Below are 17,772 nucleotides of genomic sequence, written 5' to 3' on the forward strand. Positions count from 1 at the left end.
TGGATTAAATCTTTTTTCAAAATGTTTTAATAGCTATATTTTGATTCATTTTATAATATCATGATTAATTTATGTCATCAATGTAGAACTAAACCGCCGGCAAACACCGGCGGTTTCGGATTCAAAGCCTTTACACCTGGCTCAGAAAGCTTTCGATTTGTTCTTTTGTCTTTGCATGGCGACTCGGCAACCGGTCGACTTCTTTTCCGTCACGATAAACGATAAAGGTCGGGATTCCTTTTACATTGTATTCATCGGCAATTTCCTTGGATTCATCCACATCCAGCTCTGCAAATTCAAACCGCCCGGAAAAGCGATCGGTGATCTCAGGCAGATCAGGCGCGATCCGTTTGCAATCAATACACCACTTTGCACTGAATTCGACCACTTTATCCCCTTCTGCAATAAAGTCGTGAAAGTTTCCTTTGTCCACTTTTTTCACAACGATCCCTCCCCTTTCCTCAGGAAAAACATTCTTTGGCGATGGTTTCCAACTGTTTGGCAAGCCGGGATACCGTTGACATGGATACTTCGTATTTTTTGGCCAGTTCTCGCTGAGTCACGGCCACCCCATGATATTTTGCCGTCAAATATTCCAGAGCCGCCGCCCATCCCTCCACTTTTCGAACCACCGAAAAGTCACGGTTTCTTGCAGCCCATTCGAACCACAGCCGTTCGATCTCCTTACAGAGGTGGGCGGTGGATGTTTCCTGAACATGCTCCAGACAGCATTCCAACACTTTTTTCCACTTATGATTCACTTCAATGACCGAAGGAAGAGGATCTTCCGGTTCCCCGCTTTCCGTGCGGCTCAATTCGCGAAGCACCATTTGCGCCAACTGTTTCAATTCCTCGTCTTCTTCCGGTTGTGACACAAACTGCTCCAACAATTGTTTCACTTCATCATCCGAAAACCAAGTCAAAAACTTGATGACTTGCCTTTTCGTTTGATGATCGCCCCGGCTCAAAGCCCAGAAAAAAGCAGAGCGCAAAAGCAGATTGCTCTGTAATTGCTTGACAATCTCCTCGTTGGGGCCGAACAGTTCCATCCGGTTTAATTGCTCTTCAAACGGAAGCTGGTAATGATAAGGGAGCTTCGGCGGTTGATCCAACTCCACCCATTGGTCCATATGTTTGTAATAGAAAGCCGCGATCGCTTCCCTGCCTTCGAGATTCATTGCCTTTTTCCAATATTGCCGGGCTCTTTCAAAGCGGCCGCAGTTCCAAGCCGCAACCGCCGTGTAATGGTAAAGCCCGGGTTCCTGAATTCCGTCGACTTTCAAAAGGCGGGAAAATAATGCGTACGCCACTTCATGTTCTCCCAAAATCCCCAGCGTGGTTGCCAATTTATAAGTATTTTCCTGATGAAACGGAACCAGTTTTTTCAACATATCAAGAATGGCCCGTTCCTTTTTTTCGTCACCGAGATTCCGGGACAAAACCGCCAGATTGCACAATGCATGCAGATTATTGGGGTCGATCTTCAGCACATGTTCGATCAATCCCGTCGCCTTTTCCAAGTCCCCCGTGTAATAATAAGCCAATGCCAGATTGTTTTTCGCCGCCAAAAACTCCGGATGCGCCTCGGAAATTTCTTCGAGCAGTTGTATGGCCTGGAGAAACTTCCCTTCTTCCAAATAACTGCGTGCTCTTTCATGATCCTCAATATAGCCGGGCTGGTTCACCGGCTTCCATTCTTTTGGGGGACGTCCGAGCTCCTGGGCAATCATGTAAAGCATTTCTTCTGCTTCTTCTGCAAAGTCTCCGTAAGGATCCCGGCTCAAATATTGCAACAAATATTCTTCGGCCCGTTCCAAATCGCCCATGTTGGCCGCGTTATTCGCCATATAAAACCAGCATTCATATAAATCAGGATCCACTTCTTCCAAAACGGACATCAGCACTTGATTGGACTCTTGAAAGCGCCCCAGTTCCGAAAGAATGCCGGCCAGGTTGCAGTGATTCACCGGATTTCCCGGTTCCTTTTCCGTCGCCAAACGAAAATATTTGACCGCTTTGTCGTAACGGTGGCGGTCAAGGTAATATAAGGCCCGTTCAAAGAAAAAGCCGGCATCCATCCGCAAACGGATGATTTTTTTATTTTTTTGGCGGTCTGCTCCGGCCTGTGATTTTCTCATGAATTTCCCCTCCACCCAGCACAATGTTTTCGCCAGGCTGGTGTGTGGTTTTTTGGTAGTATACCAAATTCGTAACATTCTCAGGGTAATTGTCAACGATTTGACATAAAATGATGCAAATACAGAAATAAATTTCAAAACCCGAACAAGAAAGCCATGAATGAAGTTGTTTCATTATTTTATTCAATTATAGCGCAAACACAAGGGGATCACCAAGAATCCTGGCAAAAAAATGGATAATATTTCTAAAAGGATCCAACAAATTTTAACAGCCATCTTTTTAACATGGATCCATTTAAATATTACAACAAAACATCAATATATGGAGAGTCTCAAACAAAATAAAAAACAAGGGAACGCATGATCCCTTGTCTGTATTTTTAAAGATTTGCTATTGATTCCGATCTTTTAATACACGGAGCACCTCATCCAGAGGCAATTTTTGTTCCCGCAGCAAAACAAACAAGTGATAAAGGAGATCCGCCGTTTCATTGCTCAGCTCTTCGGCGCTGCGGTTTTTGGCGGCAATGATCACCTCGGAAGCTTCTTCACCGACTTTTTTCAAGATCTTGTCCAATCCTTTGTCAAACAAATAAGCCGTATAAGAGCCTTCGGGCCGTTCTGCTTCTTTTTTGGCAATCACCGATTCCAACTTATTGATCATCTGAAAGCGGCCGGCGGTATCTTCCGGTTGCTCCTTAAAACAAGAGTAGGTTCCTTGGTGGCAAGCCGGCCCCTCGGGAAGCACCTTCACCAAAATCGCATCCCGGTCGCAGTCCGTCTGAACGGACACCACTTTCTGCACATTTCCGGAAGTTTCCCCTTTATGCCAAAGTTGATTGCGGGAACGGCTGTAAAACCAGGCTTCCTTTGTCTTCAGCGTCAATGCCAATGCTTCGCGGTTCATATAAGCCAAGGTCAAAACTTCTTTGCTGGCCGCATCCTGCAGTATTGCCGGCACCAGCCCTTTTTCGTCAAATTGAATATCATCCGGATGGATCAACGCACATTCACCCCGTTTTCTTTTAGAGCCTTTTTCACTTGATCGATCCCGACTTCTTGAAAATGAAAAATGGAAGCCGCCAACGCCGCATCCGCTTCGGTTTCCAGAAACACTTCCACAAAATGCTCCACCTTGCCGGCCCCGCCGGAAGCAATCACCGGAACGCCCGCTTTTTGGGCAATTTGCCGGGTCAGTGGCAGATCATAACCGTTCTTGTGCCCGTCCCGGTCCATACTGGTTAATAAAATCTCCCCGGCCCCTCTGCCAACGGCTTCCACGGCCCAGTCCACGGCCCGCTTGTCCGTTCGTTTCCGTCCGCCGTGTGTATAAACAAACCAGTCTTTTTCATCCGGGTCATACTTGGCATCAATGGCAATCACGATGCATTGGTGGCCAAACCGTTTGGCGCCTGCTTCAATCAATCCGGGGTTCAAAACAGCAGATGTATTGACCGACACTTTGTCCGCTCCCGACCGCAAAATGTCATACATGTCTTCCTCCGTACGGATTCCCCCACCCACGGTGAAAGGGATGCTCAGCTGCTCCGCGGCTCTTCTCACCACATCCATCATGATTTTCCTCCCTTCGTGTGAAGCGGAAATATCCAAAAAAACGAGTTCATCCGCCTGGTTCCGGTCATAATAAGCCGCCAGCTCCACCGGATCGCCCGCATCCTTTAAATCAACAAAAGAAACCCCTTTGACTACACGGCCGTCTTTGACATCTAAACAAGGAATGATGCGTTTGGTTATCATAAATTCGCCTCCTTTGTCGCACGGATGGCTGACGGAAAGTCGATGGCTCCGGTGTACAACGCTTTTCCGACAATGGCTCCTTTCACGCCTTCATGTTGATAAGAAGCCAACTGTTTCAGATCTGCCACCCGATGAACACCCCCGGACGCGATCACCGTTTTCCCGCATACACCCGCCAGGTCCCGCACGGCCCCGATATTCGGACCAGTCAGCATTCCGTCTCTGGAGATGTCTGTAAAGATAAACGTTTCCGCACCCCAGTCACTCATTTGTTGTGCCAATTCCCCCGCTTTCACCCGGGATGTCTTCAGCCAGCCATGGGTGGCGACAAATCCGTCCCTGGCATCCAGACCGATGGCGATATGCGCGGAATAAAGCTTCAATGCCTCTTTCACAAACGCCGGATCATCAATGGCTGCGGAACCGATGACCACCCGGCGGACACCCCATTTTAAAAGCCGCTCCAACCGCTCCATATTTCGGACGCCCCCGCCGATTTGAACCGGAACCGGAGAGAATTCCACAATCTTTTGAATGATGGAGGCATTTTCCATCCCTCCAGAACGCGCCGCATCCAAATCCACGATATGGAGCCATTCCGCTCCCTGTTCGATAAACGTTTGTGCCACGTTCAGCGGATCTTCGCTGTACACCGTTTCCTGACCGTAATCCCCTTGTTTGAGCCGGACACACTTGCCGCCCCTTAGATCGATGGCCGGATAGATGACAAAACTCATGATGTCCCCACCTTTTCACTGAGCTTGGCAAACCGTTCCAACAAGGCAAGTCCCAGCTTGCCGCTTTTTTCCGGATGGAATTGCATGCCGTAAATGTTTCCGCGGGTGACCACCGCCGCCACCGTCTGATGGTAATCGGTGGTGGCAATCACATCTTCGGGATTGTCCGCTTGGATATGATAGGAATGGGCAAAATAAACATGTCCTTCTTCCAATCCCTTAAATAACGGATGCGGATGTTTAAAACTCAGCCAATTCCACCCCATATGCGGAATCCGGTATTCCCCTTCAAACCGGACCACGTGGCCGGGCAGCAAATTTAATCCCTGATGATAGCCATGTTCATCACTGCTGGTGAACAACAATTGCATTCCCAGACAAATCCCCAAAACCGGTTTGTTCCGGCGGGCCGCTTCCTTGATCACCGCGGCCAGATCCCTTTGGGTCAGTTCATACATCGCCTTTCCGAACGCACCGACTCCCGGCAGGATAATCGCATCCGCTTCAAGAATTGTTTCCCGGTCAGACGCGATGACACTGTCATAGCCCATCCGTTCCAATGCTTTGGACACACTATGCAAATTTCCCATTCCGTAATCGACAATGACAATCATCACAAGACTCCTTTCGATGAAGGGATTCCCTGTACGCGGGGATCCATCTGCACCGCATCATCCAATGCTCTCCCCAATGCTTTGAAACAAGCCTCGATCATATGATGGGTGTTTTGGCCATAGTGAAGGATCACATGCAAAGTGATGCGCGCTTCAAGCGCCAATTTCCAAAAGAATTCATGGACAAGCTCCGTGTCAAAACGACCCACCTTCTCACTCGGGAATTCCGCCCGGAATTCCAAATGGGGACGGTTGGACAAATCGACCACCACCTGGCCCAACGCCTCATCCATCGGAACAAAAGCATTGCCATAGCGGCGGATTCCCCTTTTGTCCCCGAGCGCTTCCCTCAACGCCTGTCCCAGACAGATGGCGATGTCTTCCACGGTATGATGATCATCAATATGGGTATCTCCTTTAGCTTCGACAAACAAATCAAATTTCCCGTGTTTTGCAAACAGATCCAGCATGTGTTCCAAAAACGGGACGCCTGTCTTCAAATTGGTTTGTCCCATCCCATCCAATTGCAATGCCAAAGAAATCTCGGTTTCCCTGGTTTGACGGGAGATATTACTCATCCGCTTCCCTGTTTTCACCAATTCCCTCACCTTCCCTTTTCTTTGCCATCCGTACCCGGACCGATTCGGCATGCGCCGTCAGTCCTTCCGCTTCCGCGAGGTACATCACTTTGTTCCCGTCACGGTAAAGCGCCTCCGGACTGTAGGAAATGACACTGGTCTTTTTCACAAATTGATCCACGCTCAGCGGTGAAAAAAAGCGGGCCGTTCCGCTGGTCGGCAACACATGATTGGGCCCGGCCCAATAATCCCCCAACGGTTCCGGACTGTGTTCACCCAGGAAGACGGCACCCGCGTGTTTAATTTTGGCAAGCCAATGCCAAGGATCGCGAACCATCAGTTCCAGATGTTCGGGCGCCAGCTGATTTGCGGTTGACACCGCTTCTTCCATATCTTTCACCACACAAACGGCACCGAAATTTTTGATGGATGCTTCCGCAATCTCGCGGCGCGGCAACCGGCGGCATTGTCTGTCCACTTCCTCCGCGACGCGTTCAGCCAAAAAGCGGGAAGGCGTGATACACACAGCGGAGGCCATCCGGTCGTGTTCCGCCTGGGAAAGCAGATCGGCGGCCACATAAACCGGATCCGCCGATTCATCCGCAAGGACCACGATCTCACTCGGACCGGCGATGCTGTCAATATCCACTTGGCCGAACACCGCCCGTTTCGCCAACGCCACATAGACATTGCCGGGCCCCACAATCTTGTCCACACGGGGAATGCTTTCCGTCCCATAGGCCAAAGCAGCAATCGCCTGAGCTCCTCCGACCCGGAAGATGCGGTCCGCACCAGCAATTTTTGCCGCCACCAGCGTCGTTACATACACCTCCCCGTTTTCAAGCGGGGGAGTCACCATGATCACCTCGTTGACGCCGGCGGTTTTGGCCGGAATCACATTCATCAACACAGATGAGGGATAAGCTGCTTTTCCTCCCGGCACGTAAACTCCGACCTTTTCCAAAGGAATGACTTTTTGTCCCAAAACGGTTCCGTCTTCCTCTGTAAAAAACCACGACTGTTGCCGTTGGTGTTCATGAAACTTCCGGATGCGTCCGGCCGCTTCGGTCAAAACCCGGACCAACTCCGGATCCGCCTGCTCCATGGCTTCTTCAATTTCTTCCGGACTCACTTCCCATTTTTGAACGTCGGCACCGTCAAACTGAAGCGTGAAGGTACGCAGGGCTTCATCGCCTTTTTTCCGGACCAGGTCAATGATCTCTTGCACCGCTGACAACGGTTCTTCCGTTTCAATCCCGGCCCGGTGGAGACGTTTTAAATCCTCCCGCGAGACAATTTTGATCACAGACGCCCCTCCTCTTCAATCACGCGTTCCAAATCACCCAAGATTTTTTGGATCCGTTCATTCTTCAAGCGGTAACTTCCTTTATTGGCAATCAACCGCGAGGTAATATCGGCAATACAACACCACTCCACCAAACCGTTTTCCTTCAGTGTCCGGCCGGTGGAGACAATATCAACAATCCGCTCAGCCAATCCGATGATCGGAGCCAGTTCGACTGATCCGTGCAGGCTGATGATTTCAACCTGCTGTCCTTGTTCCTTAAAATATTGTTCTGCAATCCGCGGATATTTGGTTGCCACCTTCGGATGGGGGGAAAGGGTGGATTCCGGCTTCCCGGCCACAGACATCCGGCAGGGACTGATTTTCAAATCCAGTAATTCATAAACATCACGGGATTGCTCCATCAGCACATCTTTCCCGACCACACCGAGGTCTGCTACTCCATATTCCACATAGGTCGGGACATCCATCGGCTTGGCCAAAAAAAAGGTCATTTCGTTCTCCGGTACCGACACCACCAGTTTTCGCGAATCCAGATCATCCGCTTTCGGAACCGGCAGGCCGGCTTGTTGAAACAGGTCAAAAGCTTCCTCCATCACCCGCCCTTTGGCCATGGCGATCGTTAACACGTGGACCACTCCCCTTCGCCGGCGATCGTCAAAACTTCATCCACATCCGGTGTCCGGTCTGCCCGGCTTCCCACCGGCTGCATGATCACCGCACAACCTTGCTCCCGTAAGGAACGCACTTTCCGATAAGCTTCCTGTTGCAAATGAGGTTCATAAAAAACTGCGATCCGTTTCGGCGATGCCGGTTTTAACGGACTGGCCTCCAACAGGCGGTCGGTTTTTAAAGCAAAACCGGTTGCCGGAAGATCCGTGTGGAAAGATTGATAAAGCTGGTCATACCGTCCTCCGCTGACGAGGGGAAATCCCATCCCTTTTGCATAGCCTTCAAAATAAACGCCGGTATAATAACCGAGACTCCCCACCAGGCTCAAATCCACTTTCACTTGCGACACACAGCCAAAAATCTGCAACTGGTCCCAAACCCGTTTCAGATAACAAAATTTTTCCCGCACTTCTTCTGTTTTGGCCGACGCAGACAGTTTTTTCCAATCTTTCCCTTCCAGTCCCGGTTTTGTCAGCTCCATGATTTCTTGCCGTTCTTCAAGGGAAAGATCCAACTCCTCCAGAATGCGGCGAAATGCAACCAAATCCCTGACTTCCAATGTTTCTTTCAACTTTTCAATCGCTTCATCCCGATGAATCCGTTCCCTTAAAAATCCTTCCAAAAGTCCGACATGGCTGAGTACGATGGTCGGAGCACCGATGCCACAAGCTTGGATCGACTCCACGGCCAAAGCGATCACTTCCCCGTCGGCTTCCGGCCCCGCTTGTCCGACCAGTTCCACCCCCGACTGAAATTTTTCGCTGTTTCGGCCTGCTTCCTTCTCTTGGGCGCGGAAAACCGTCCCGTGATAAAACAGGCGCAGCGGCAAAGGCTCCCTTTTTAAAACCGAAGTCACCAACCGCGCGATCGGAGCGGTCTGGTCGGGACGCAAAACCAACAGATTCCCGTCCCGGTCCATGCATTTAAACATCCGCGAAACGGGAATCTGGCTGGATTGTCCCACTGTATCAAAAAATTCCAAGGCCGGCGTGCAGACTTCCTGATAGCCCCACTTGACAAAATGATCCCGGACCCGGTCTTCCAACAAACGTTTCTTTTCCGCAATGAGCGGCGGAAAGTCCCGAAAACCCATTGGTTTTTCAAATGTCTGCGGTTTGGTCATCGCACTCCCCTCCGCTTCGCTTTATCTTATTAAATCGATAATGAGTTAAAGCATCGTTTCAAGTAGTATAACATGAAGCACTTCTTATTGACTAGTGTTTTGTTTTTTCTTTCAACCATTCGGCCAAACCGATCAATGCTTTGCGGCGGTAAGAATAAGTCTGCCATTCTTCTTCGGACAACTCACTCAGCACCCTCGACTCCCCTTCCGGTATAAAAATCGGGTCATAGGGGAAGTCGGTGACGGGACTTTCCGATTGTTCGATTTGCTCAACGATATGCCCTCTGGTTTCTCCGCTGAAAATCTTCATTTCCCCGTTGAAGCAGATGCCGACCGCTCCCTGGAACCAGGCTTCTCTCTTTTCCCCGTGCAAAAGTTTGCGGATTCCTTTGTAGCCAATCCGTTCATAAATCCGCTTGGACAAAATCCCGGGGAAATCTTTGTAAGCCGCAAAATAGATCCCGGCATCATCCACCATGAATTGATCCAGCCCTTGTTTACGGACTTGTTTCAATTTGGCCCGGGCTGTTTCTTCCACCGTTCCTTTATCCGGTTCCACAAAGGCAACCGTCTTCTGCTCCACGTCAATTCCGAAAGGCGCCAGGATTCCTTTGGCTTCTGCCACTTTTGCTTTGTTTTGAGTCACGAAAAAAAGTTTCATTTTTTCCCCTCCGATGGTTCGATCTGACTTTGATTTTTTCTCATTTTAACGCTAATTCTCTTGCATCAGAAATAAATAATACACTGCCAGCCGCATTATTTTTACAAAAAAGACATAAACGATCGGTTCAATGCGAATAAATACACTAGAGACTTTAACAAGGAAGGCGAAAGCAATGGGCTACTTGGGACTCTCTTTCCTGGCAACCGGGATCGTTCTGGAACTGATCGGAATCTTTCTGGTATATCGGGGAAAAAACCAATCATTGGAACCCATAATGATGGGCCTCGTTTTCCTGTTGGTTGGAATGATTTCCATATAAAACCGGCGTTTAAAACCCGAAGCTTTTTTGTGTTTTTTTGAAAACGTTTACAAATAACGGCGGATTTTAACGATCTCTTCTTTTTGCTGTAACAAATTTGTGATAAAAACCATGAAATCATCTTGAAAAGATTCGATTAATTCTACACAATGATTAATAAAGGTATTAAAATTGAATTATTGGGTTTAAGTAATGAACTTATCTGTTAATTATCAATTACTTATTTCCGATCAAATATATTTCCAGAAAGATATAAGGAAAGAGGGGTTTTTATTTATGTATAAGATCATTGGTTACTACAAAAGAAAAGATGGAATTGAAGAGTTTGCAGAGGAATTAAAAAATACATTGATCCCGAGAATCTTAAAAATCCACGGTGTAATTAAAGTGGAAGTGACGGAATTGATGGTTTCCAACAGCAGCCCGACCGATGTGACACCGGATAACGATTTTGCTTTAATGTGCGAAATTTACTTCGCAAGCCCCGATGCCCTGCAAAAAGTCTTAGCCAGCGAAGAAGGACAAGCCGTTGCCCAAAGCTGGATCAACGATGCAGCCGATTACCTGGTGGCCTATGTAGGGAAAGAACAAGTCTTCAGAGCGAACCTTTTCACCAATTTAAATTATTAATTACATATGACGGACGATCCCCTCTGTTTTGGAAACTCTTGATACACATTCTGCTGACTGGCCGGTACAAGCCAGTCAGCTTTTTTTTGTCCACCCCTTGTGGTATGCTACCTTCAGATATTTGCGGTAAAGGAGAAGTCACACCCATGAACTACCAGTTATTTCGAAAAGTGTTGTTTCGGATGGATCCGGAAACCGCCCACAACTGGACCGTCCGGGGATTGAAATGGATGCAGTCTGCTTCCTTGATTCAAAAGACCGTCTCCAAACCATTCACCATCCAAGATCCGCGCCTTGCCTCCGAATTATGGGGTATTTCTTTTCCAAACCCGGTGGGAATGGCAGCCGGATTCGATAAAAACGCCTATGTTTATCCGGCACTTGCCGCTTTGGGATTCGGCTTCGTGGAAGTCGGCACCCTGACTCCCCGTCCGCAAAACGGGAATCCCCGTCCCCGGTTGTTCCGCCTTCCGGAAGATAAAGCCGTGATCAACCGGATGGGATTTAACAATCACGGGATTGCCGCGGCGAAAGAATCCTTTGAACGATTGGGACATCCCGCCATTCCGGTCGGCATTAATTTGGGTAAAAACAAAGACACCCCCAATGACAAAGCAGTGGAGGATTATACCCGCGGTCTCCAAGAACTGTATCCCTACGGCGACTATTTTGTAATCAATGTCAGCTCCCCCAACACCAAAGGGCTTCGCGACCTCCAGCACATCGAGGCATTGCAGTCGTTATTGACGGAAATAATGAACCAACGAACAAAATTGGAAAAAATCGATCAAAAAAGAAAGCCCGTTCTGTTAAAGATCGCTCCGGATCTTGAAATCCAGACATTAAAAGAGATTGTCTCCACGGCGGTTTCCTTGCGGATTGACGGCATCATCGCCACCAACACCACGTTGTCCCGTAAAGGATTGACCGTCTCGGCCCGACATGAAAACGGAGGTTTGAGCGGAAAGCCTTTGCGGGAAAAATCAACCGAAATGATCCGACACATTTATTCCGTAACACAAGGCAGCATTCCCATCATCGGTTCGGGAGGCATTTTTTCGGGACAACATGTCATCGAGAAACTGAAAGCGGGGGCCAATCTGGTTCAAATCTATACCGGCATGATTTATCAGGGACCCGGGATCGTCAAGCAAATCAACCAGGAATTGATAAGACAGATGGAAAAAGAACAAATCAGCCATTTTACCGAATGGATCGGCCAACACTTGCAGGAAACAAAAAGACGGGTTCCCTTGTAAAAGCCCGTCTTTTTCCTGTCAAAACATTTCAGGTGGCTTTGACATTTCAATGGTGCTGACCATCTTCTTGGAGATGACAAACATTTCCCCGTCCACCTCGATGGAAAGGGTGTATTTGTCAAAATCATTGACTTTCCCTTGATATTGGTATCCGTTGACCAAATATATTTTGACGGTATCCCCCTTTTCCTTTAATTGGCTTAATATTTGGTCTTGTTCTCGGTTCATCCCCTGTCACTCCCCTTTCTCTTTCCTTGTTTCTTTTTCTTGTATTTAAATCCTTCCTCCGGCCGCTGCTTTTTTATATAGAAAATTCTTTATTTTTAAAATGAAAATATTGTTATGAAAAATGCTATAGATATATAATTAAAGATAGAGAACCACTTCAGACATAAAAGGGGGAATCCGGTTTGAGGAGAATTTTGGGGATCTCGCTTCTTCTTTTCAGCATGGTCTTTTTCAGTTTCAGTCCGCCGGTCAGCTATGCAGCCGACGATCACTTTCAACCGGGAACTTTATATGAAACGTTCCAGCAGGCTGCCAAGGAATTTCAGGTTCCCGATGAAATTTTACTGGCTGTCAGTTATGCCGAAACCCGCTGGCAAGACCATCACGGACAACCCAGCCAGCTCAACGGCTACGGGTTGATGCACCTGGCCGACAACCCGTACAACCAATCATTGAAAGAAGCCAGCCGCCTGTTGAATCTCCCCGAATCCACATTGAAGACAGATATCAAACAAAACATCCGGGGAGGCGCTGCCGTTTTGGCCGAACTGGCCAAGGAAAACAATCAGGGCCAGATCCCGCAAAATTTGGCTGACTGGTATACCACCGTGGCCGATTACAGCGGGTTATCCTCCGACTTGGCTGCCAAATGGTATGCCGATGAAGTTTTCAAAATCATCAATGAAGGCGCACAACGGGTGATTGACGGGGAAGATGTTTTCATTCAGCCGACTCCGGTAACACCTCATACAGGAAAGTATGAACAAGTGGAAAAGCAACCGGAAAAACAGGCAACGCCCGATTACCCTGGTGCCAAATGGGTGGCCGCTTCCAGTTCCAACTATACAGCGGCCAATCGCGAAAGCGACGGCAATTCCATCGACTATGTCATCATTCATACGACACAGGGCTCTTACAGCGGCACGATCAGCTGGTTCCAAAATCCGGCAGCCAGTGTCAGCGCCCACTATGTAATCCGTTCCAGTGACGGAGAAATTACCCAAATGGTTCAAAACAAGGACATTGCTTGGCATGCGGGAAACTGGAACTACAACGTCCACAGCATCGGGATCGAACATGAAGGATACGTCAGCGATCCGGCTTGGTACACGGATGCCATGTACCGCGCTTCAGCCAACCTGACCCGCTGGTTGTGTGACCGGTACGGCATTCCCAAAGACCGAAGCCATATTATCGGACACAATGAAGTGCCGGGCGCAACCCATACTGATCCGGGTTCCCACTGGGATTGGAACTACTATATGTCTTTGGTCAAGGAGTCTCAAGAACTCGTTTTTGACAACACCGGCGCAAAAATGGCCAGCGACGCATGGGGAACCAGCAGCTGGAATTCCCAAAAATACGGAAGCAACTATCATTTTGCCGAACCGGTGCTTGCCAGCGACCCTTTCTGGTACCAAATCAACATTCCTTCCTCGGGAAACTATGATATTTACGGCTGGTGGCCAGCCAACAGCGGCTATAACTCCAACACGCCCGTGATCATCAAAACATCTTCCGGCAACCAAACAGTTTATGTCAATCAGCAACAAAACGGCGGCAAATGGAACTATCTGGGCCGTTTTCACATGTCGCAAGGCACTGATTATAAAATTGCCGTATCCAGATGGTCATCCGGTTCCGGTTATGTGGTGGCTGATGCCTTCAAGCTGATTAAACAATAATTTTTTCTCTGTTCCTCCTTGAATGCGAACTTGTGTTCGTGTATGATCATAGACAAGGAGGCGGAGAAAGATGCTGGCAGCTTCTTTTCACAAATGGTATGAAACCCAGCGGCACAACATGGTCACAAACAGGCCGGCCGCAACATACCATCCCCCCGCAAGGGATGAAGACGAGCGCCAATACATGACTTTTTTGCTGGAAGAATCTTATGAATTGCAAAAACCTGTCATCGTGATCTATGCGGGGAAATATTCACCCCTTCAGTTTTACGGACGCATCAAAAAAATCCATCCGTATGAAGAATGGTTCATCATGGCCAACGGCGAATGGAAGAAAAAAATCACCTTTGATCAATTGATTGAGGTGGACCCGTTATAAAAATCCCCCGGGAAGTCTTCCCCGGGGGATTTGGTTATGCTTCGGCTTGACGACTTCTTTTGGACTGCCATCTTTCTTTCAATTGGGAGAGGAAAAGATAGACGATCGGAACAATAAACAAAGTCAATAACGTGGACGAGGCAAGTCCTCCGATCACCACAATCGCCAATCCTTGCGACATGGCGGCACCTTCTCCATACCCGAGAGCCAGCGGCAACAAAGCGAAAATCGTTGCAAAAGCCGTCATCAAAATGGGACGCAGACGGGTTTCTCCTGCTTCCAACAAAGCATCAACGGTATTGTGCCCGCGTTTTTTCATCTGTTGCACACGATCCACAAAGACGATCGCATTGGTGACCACGATCCCGATCAACATCAATGCCCCGATCAAAGCAGGCGCACTGATCGGCTGACCGGCAATCCACAGACCGAGCAAACCGCCGATGACGGCATACGGGAGAGAGAACAAAATGGTAAAGGGTGCCGTGGCTTCCCCAAATGCAATCAACATGACCACATAAACGGCAAAGACCGCGACGATCATGGCTTTCCCCAGATTAGCAAAGCTTTCGTTCATTTGTTCGATATCGCCGCCCAGTTTGACCGAAACGCCTTGCGGGATCGGAGTGCTGTCAATTTGCGCTTGAATGTCTTTGGAAACGGCTCCGGTGTCCTTAATGGTGACATCCCCGGAAACGGTGGCAGCCAACTGCCCGTTTTCTCTTTTGACGGTGACCGGTCCTTCTTCCACCTTGACGTTGGCAATATCTTTGAGCGGAACCAGTTCACCGGTGGAGGATAATATCCGGATTTCTTTCACCTTATCCACCGAATTGACTTCATCTTGTTTCAATCCCAATTTCACTTCTTGCGATTCGTTTCCTTTCTCAATTTCAAAGATCGTATCCGCCTGCAACAATCCGCGGACACTTGCGGCCACTTGTTGGGCCACCAAACCTTTCTTCGCAGCTTTGGCATCATCCACTTCAATGGTGACGATTTTCTTCTGTTCACTCAAATTGTTTTCCACATTGGCAAGACCGTTCACTTTTTGAATTTTTGCCGTCAATTGATTGGTCAATGTCCGGATCTTGTCCATCGAATCTCCGGTAATCACCACTTCGATGGAATTGGAAGCGGGATTGATGCTGTTGACTTCACTGACATTCACAACGGCATCCTGATCCACCGCATTTAATTCCTTGCGGATGTTTTCCAAAAAGGTGTCCATTTCGGTGTCATCCGCCAAGGTGACAAACATGGAAGCGCGGTTGCTGCTGCCCGTTGAACCGTCATTGGTCATCTGGCTGCTCATGTTCCCGACCGAACTGCTGATCACTTTCACTTCCGGGTGCTGTTTCAACTTTTGCTCCATTTGTTCGGCGACTTGATTTGTTTTTTCCAAATTCGTGCCGGAAGGCATTTTCAATTCAATGTTCATCGCTTTTTCTTTATCGGAAGGAAGGAAAATGGTTCCGATAAAGGGTACGAGCGCAAAACTTCCCAACAACATTAAAGTCGACCCGACCAAAACGATTTTTTTATGGTTCAAAGACCAATTGAGAGCTTTTTTGTATTGTTCCGCCAGCCGGCTCCTTGTCCGGTCTTTTTTCAACGGCTTTCCGTTCAAAGCCAGCAATTTCGCCAAGACCGGAACGATGGTGACAGCCACCACCAACGAGCACAAAAGCGAAATGGTCACCGTCAGTGCAAAGGGATAAAAGACTTCACCGATAATCCCTTCAATCATTCCGAGCGGAACAAATACCGCAACCGTCGTCAATGTGGAGGATGTAATGGCTGAAGCAACCTCTTTGGTCGCCAACAGTATCAATTCGGACGTGCGTTCCATCCCTTTCATCAGGTGGCGGTAAATGTTTTCGATCACGACAATGCTGTCATCGACCACCCGACCGATGGCCACCGTCATTCCGCCAAGGGTCATGATATTGAGGCTCACATCCGCTTGTTTCAACAAGATCAAGGTTGCAAAAACAGACACCGGAATCGAAACAATCGAAATCAATGTCATGCGCACATTCCGCAAGAACAGAAGAATCACAACCGAAGCAAACAGAGCCCCGAGCAATCCTTCCCGCACCATGGAATGGATGGACATTTTGACACTGTCCGACTGGTCAAACAACTTCATGAATTGAACGTCTTTATTGGCTTTTGCCAGCTGATCCAGTTCAGCATTCACTGCATCTGCTGTTTCCACCACATTATCATCCGGATTTTTGATGACCTCCACATTGATGGAGGGTTTCCCGTTGGTCCGGGTGATCATGGATTGACCTTTTGCTGATTCCGTAATGGTGGCAATGTCCTGAAGTTTGACGGTTTTAATTTCCGGTTCTTTCATTTCCGGTTTGCCGGTGCCGGCAGAAGTTTTTCCTTGCGAAGCCGGCATTTTTACCGATTGGCTGTTTCCTTTCGGCACAGTTCCGGAAGATTTGGGCATCTTCGCCAGCATCGCTTGCAATTGTTTGCTCAGCGCCACCAGTTCAGCTTGTTTGGCCTTCAACTGTCCCTGCAACATGGCGATTTGTTGTTTGAGCTCAGGATTTTCAGGATCTTTTTGCAGTTGCTCCATCGCTTTATTTAACTCAATCTGAATCCCGATCATTTCGGCTTGGACTTTTTGCGTATGGGCCTGTACTTTCGCCAACTGCTGGGTTCCTTGGCTGACTTGCCCCAATCCTTGGCTCACCTGTCCCAGTCCTTGGCTCATTTGCCCCAACCCTTCGCTCAATCCTCCGACAGCTTGACCTAGGCCGCCTACAGCCTGCCCCAAGCTCTCCATGGATTGACCGATTTGGTTGAAGGCATCCTGCATGCCTTCCGTCGGATTGGCAGGAACGGTCAACTCAAAATTTTTCAAGTCTTCCACTGAGGTGATCTCCTGATGAATGCGTACAGGCATATCCACATTGCCGGTGTTTAAATCCCCCAGCGGCAAAGACATCTGGGCACTGGCCAAAGCTTGTTGAACTTGCTGCATAGTGAGATTATGTTTCTTTAATGCTTCCGGATTCAAACGAATGTATACCGCTTTGGTCCCTTCTCCTTTTACCTGTACTTCACCGACCCCTTCGATCGACTCCAGTTTGGGTTTCACCACATCTTTTACCCATTGCTCCAATTCAGTGGCATTTTTCTTGTCACTGCTTACCGTAAAATTAATCATGGGGAAGGTGTTGAATCCAAACCGGTTAAAGATTGTATCCATCACATTGTCCGGCAAATCCAAACGGTCCAGGGCGTCCCTCATTTGTTGCTGCGCCTTGTCCAGATCCGCATCAAAATCAAATTGGGCAACCACCACGGAAGTACTGTCTGCCGAAATGGATGTAACCTTATCCACCCCTTTGACTCCCATGATTTCTCTTTCTATCGGCTTGGTCACCTCTTCGGCGATATCCTCAGGCGATGCCCCCGGATACGGGGTGACTGCGACAATCACCGGAAAGTTGATATCCGGCATGGCTTCCATTTTTAATTGGGTTGCTGTATAAACACCGCCACCGGTTACCAAAATGATCAAAATCAACACTGCGGCAACGTTTCGCAGTGAAAAACGGGTCAACCAATTCACCTTGACTCCCCTTTCATATCACCCATAAATAATTAATCTGATTAAATAATAACTTCTAAGCAAATTGAAAAATAGTGTATCTCA

The 17,772-nt window shown here is 48.3% G+C and carries 17 protein-coding genes; 4 read left to right on the forward strand and 13 right to left on the reverse strand.

Annotated elements, in window-relative coordinates:
- Positions 1-130 precede the first annotated feature (130 nt).
- From I8U23_RS07480 to I8U23_RS07530, 11 genes are all read right to left on the reverse strand, one after another.
- Complete coding sequence (locus I8U23_RS07480) at positions 131-442, reverse strand: thioredoxin family protein (protein ID WP_037997434.1); 312 nt, start codon at positions 440-442, stop codon at positions 131-133.
- 19 nt (positions 443-461) lie between these two features.
- Positions 462-2,138 (reverse strand): tetratricopeptide repeat protein, encoded by a 1,677-nt coding sequence (locus tag I8U23_RS07485; protein ID WP_037997436.1) that lies wholly within the window; start codon positions 2,136-2,138, stop codon positions 462-464.
- A 391-nt stretch (positions 2,139-2,529) separates the two neighbouring features.
- A complete protein-coding gene (gene hisIE, locus I8U23_RS07490; RefSeq protein ID WP_037997438.1) occupies positions 2,530-3,141 on the reverse strand; it encodes a bifunctional phosphoribosyl-AMP cyclohydrolase/phosphoribosyl-ATP diphosphatase HisIE in 612 nt (203 codons plus the stop codon).
- Positions 3,138-3,896, reverse strand: coding sequence for an imidazole glycerol phosphate synthase subunit HisF (gene hisF, locus I8U23_RS07495; RefSeq protein WP_049720661.1), 759 nt, complete (start codon positions 3,894-3,896; stop codon positions 3,138-3,140). The genes hisIE and hisF overlap by 4 nt, the downstream gene beginning before the upstream one ends.
- Positions 3,893-4,633 (reverse strand): 1-(5-phosphoribosyl)-5-[(5-phosphoribosylamino)methylideneamino]imidazole-4-carboxamide isomerase, encoded by a 741-nt coding sequence (gene hisA, locus I8U23_RS07500; protein ID WP_037998088.1) that lies wholly within the window; start codon positions 4,631-4,633, stop codon positions 3,893-3,895. Before hisA ends, hisF begins: the two co-directional genes overlap by 4 nt.
- Positions 4,630-5,247 carry an imidazole glycerol phosphate synthase subunit HisH gene (gene hisH / locus I8U23_RS07505; RefSeq protein ID WP_037998086.1) on the reverse strand — a complete coding sequence of 206 codons (618 nt, stop codon included), beginning with the start codon at positions 5,245-5,247 and terminating at the stop codon, positions 4,630-4,632. Before hisH ends, hisA begins: the two co-directional genes overlap by 4 nt.
- Positions 5,247-5,825, reverse strand: a complete 579-nt coding sequence (hisB, locus tag I8U23_RS07510; RefSeq protein ID WP_037998100.1) for an imidazoleglycerol-phosphate dehydratase HisB — start codon at positions 5,823-5,825, stop codon at positions 5,247-5,249. The genes hisH and hisB overlap by 1 nt, the downstream gene beginning before the upstream one ends.
- Positions 5,818-7,128: a histidinol dehydrogenase gene (gene hisD, locus I8U23_RS07515; protein WP_084712957.1), complete on the reverse strand. Its 1,311-nt coding sequence runs from the start codon at positions 7,126-7,128 to the stop codon at positions 5,818-5,820. Before hisD ends, hisB begins: the two co-directional genes overlap by 8 nt.
- On the reverse strand, positions 7,128-7,769 hold the full coding sequence (gene hisG / locus I8U23_RS07520; protein WP_131470898.1) for an ATP phosphoribosyltransferase: 642 nt from the start codon (positions 7,767-7,769) through the stop codon (positions 7,128-7,130). The genes hisD and hisG overlap by 1 nt, the downstream gene beginning before the upstream one ends.
- Positions 7,754-8,926, reverse strand: coding sequence for an ATP phosphoribosyltransferase regulatory subunit (gene hisZ / locus I8U23_RS07525; protein WP_037998083.1), 1,173 nt, complete (start codon positions 8,924-8,926; stop codon positions 7,754-7,756). Before hisZ ends, hisG begins: the two co-directional genes overlap by 16 nt.
- 91 nt (positions 8,927-9,017) lie before the next feature.
- Positions 9,018-9,587 (reverse strand): non-canonical purine NTP pyrophosphatase, encoded by a 570-nt coding sequence (locus tag I8U23_RS07530; protein WP_037993311.1) that lies wholly within the window; start codon positions 9,585-9,587, stop codon positions 9,018-9,020.
- Between the two features lie 598 nt (positions 9,588-10,185).
- On the opposite strand from I8U23_RS07530, the gene I8U23_RS07535 reads away from it, so the two are divergent.
- Both I8U23_RS07535 and I8U23_RS07540 read left to right on the forward strand, forming a co-directional pair.
- Positions 10,186-10,539: an EthD family reductase gene (locus tag I8U23_RS07535; protein ID WP_037993309.1), complete on the forward strand. Its 354-nt coding sequence runs from the start codon at positions 10,186-10,188 to the stop codon at positions 10,537-10,539.
- 146 nt (positions 10,540-10,685) lie between these two features.
- Positions 10,686-11,798 (forward strand): quinone-dependent dihydroorotate dehydrogenase, encoded by a 1,113-nt coding sequence (locus tag I8U23_RS07540; RefSeq protein ID WP_198050885.1) that lies wholly within the window; start codon positions 10,686-10,688, stop codon positions 11,796-11,798.
- Positions 11,799-11,816: 18 nt separating this feature from the next.
- On the opposite strand, the gene I8U23_RS07545 is transcribed toward I8U23_RS07540, so the two are convergent.
- Complete coding sequence (locus I8U23_RS07545) at positions 11,817-12,026, reverse strand: RNA chaperone Hfq (protein WP_037993303.1); 210 nt, start codon at positions 12,024-12,026, stop codon at positions 11,817-11,819.
- A 182-nt stretch (positions 12,027-12,208) separates the two neighbouring features.
- Between I8U23_RS07545 and I8U23_RS07550 the strand changes: the two genes are divergently transcribed.
- Both I8U23_RS07550 and I8U23_RS07555 read left to right on the forward strand, forming a co-directional pair.
- Positions 12,209-13,711, forward strand: coding sequence for a golvesin C-terminal-like domain-containing protein (locus I8U23_RS07550; RefSeq protein WP_049720664.1), 1,503 nt, complete (start codon positions 12,209-12,211; stop codon positions 13,709-13,711).
- Positions 13,712-13,781: 70 nt separating this feature from the next.
- Complete coding sequence (locus I8U23_RS07555) at positions 13,782-14,090, forward strand: YolD-like family protein (RefSeq protein WP_037993300.1); 309 nt, start codon at positions 13,782-13,784, stop codon at positions 14,088-14,090.
- Between the two features lie 34 nt (positions 14,091-14,124).
- Here the strand turns inward: I8U23_RS07555 and I8U23_RS07560 are convergent, their stop codons facing one another.
- Complete coding sequence (locus I8U23_RS07560) at positions 14,125-17,688, reverse strand: efflux RND transporter permease subunit (RefSeq protein WP_049720665.1); 3,564 nt, start codon at positions 17,686-17,688, stop codon at positions 14,125-14,127.
- Positions 17,689-17,772: the final 84 nt, after the last annotated feature.

The sequence above is a fragment of the Thermoactinomyces sp. CICC 10735 genome (assembly GCF_016055175.1).
Lineage (GTDB): Bacteria > Bacillota > Bacilli > Thermoactinomycetales > Thermoactinomycetaceae > Thermoactinomyces > Thermoactinomyces vulgaris.

Excerpts from the sequence above, each read along its gene's own strand:
- hisH (WP_037998086.1), bottom strand. The coding sequence starts at position 5,247 with ATGATTGTCATTGTCGATTACGGAATGGGAAATTTGCATAGTGTGTCC.
- I8U23_RS07535 (WP_037993309.1), top strand. The coding sequence starts at position 10,186 with ATGTATAAGATCATTGGTTACTACAAAAGAAAAGATGGAATTGAAGAG.
- hisZ (WP_037998083.1), bottom strand. The coding sequence starts at position 8,926 with ATGACCAAACCGCAGACATTTGAAAAACCAATGGGTTTTCGGGACTTT.
- I8U23_RS07540 (WP_198050885.1), top strand. The coding sequence starts at position 10,686 with ATGAACTACCAGTTATTTCGAAAAGTGTTGTTTCGGATGGATCCGGAA.
- I8U23_RS07545 (WP_037993303.1), bottom strand. The coding sequence starts at position 12,026 with ATGAACCGAGAACAAGACCAAATATTAAGCCAATTAAAGGAAAAGGGG.
- hisA (WP_037998088.1), bottom strand. The coding sequence starts at position 4,633 with ATGAGTTTTGTCATCTATCCGGCCATCGATCTAAGGGGCGGCAAGTGT.
- hisF (WP_049720661.1), bottom strand. The coding sequence starts at position 3,896 with ATGATAACCAAACGCATCATTCCTTGTTTAGATGTCAAAGACGGCCGT.
- I8U23_RS07530 (WP_037993311.1), bottom strand. The coding sequence starts at position 9,587 with ATGAAACTTTTTTTCGTGACTCAAAACAAAGCAAAAGTGGCAGAAGCC.
- hisB (WP_037998100.1), bottom strand. The coding sequence starts at position 5,825 with ATGAGTAATATCTCCCGTCAAACCAGGGAAACCGAGATTTCTTTGGCA.
- I8U23_RS07485 (WP_037997436.1), bottom strand. The coding sequence starts at position 2,138 with ATGAGAAAATCACAGGCCGGAGCAGACCGCCAAAAAAATAAAAAAATC.
- I8U23_RS07555 (WP_037993300.1), top strand. The coding sequence starts at position 13,782 with ATGCTGGCAGCTTCTTTTCACAAATGGTATGAAACCCAGCGGCACAAC.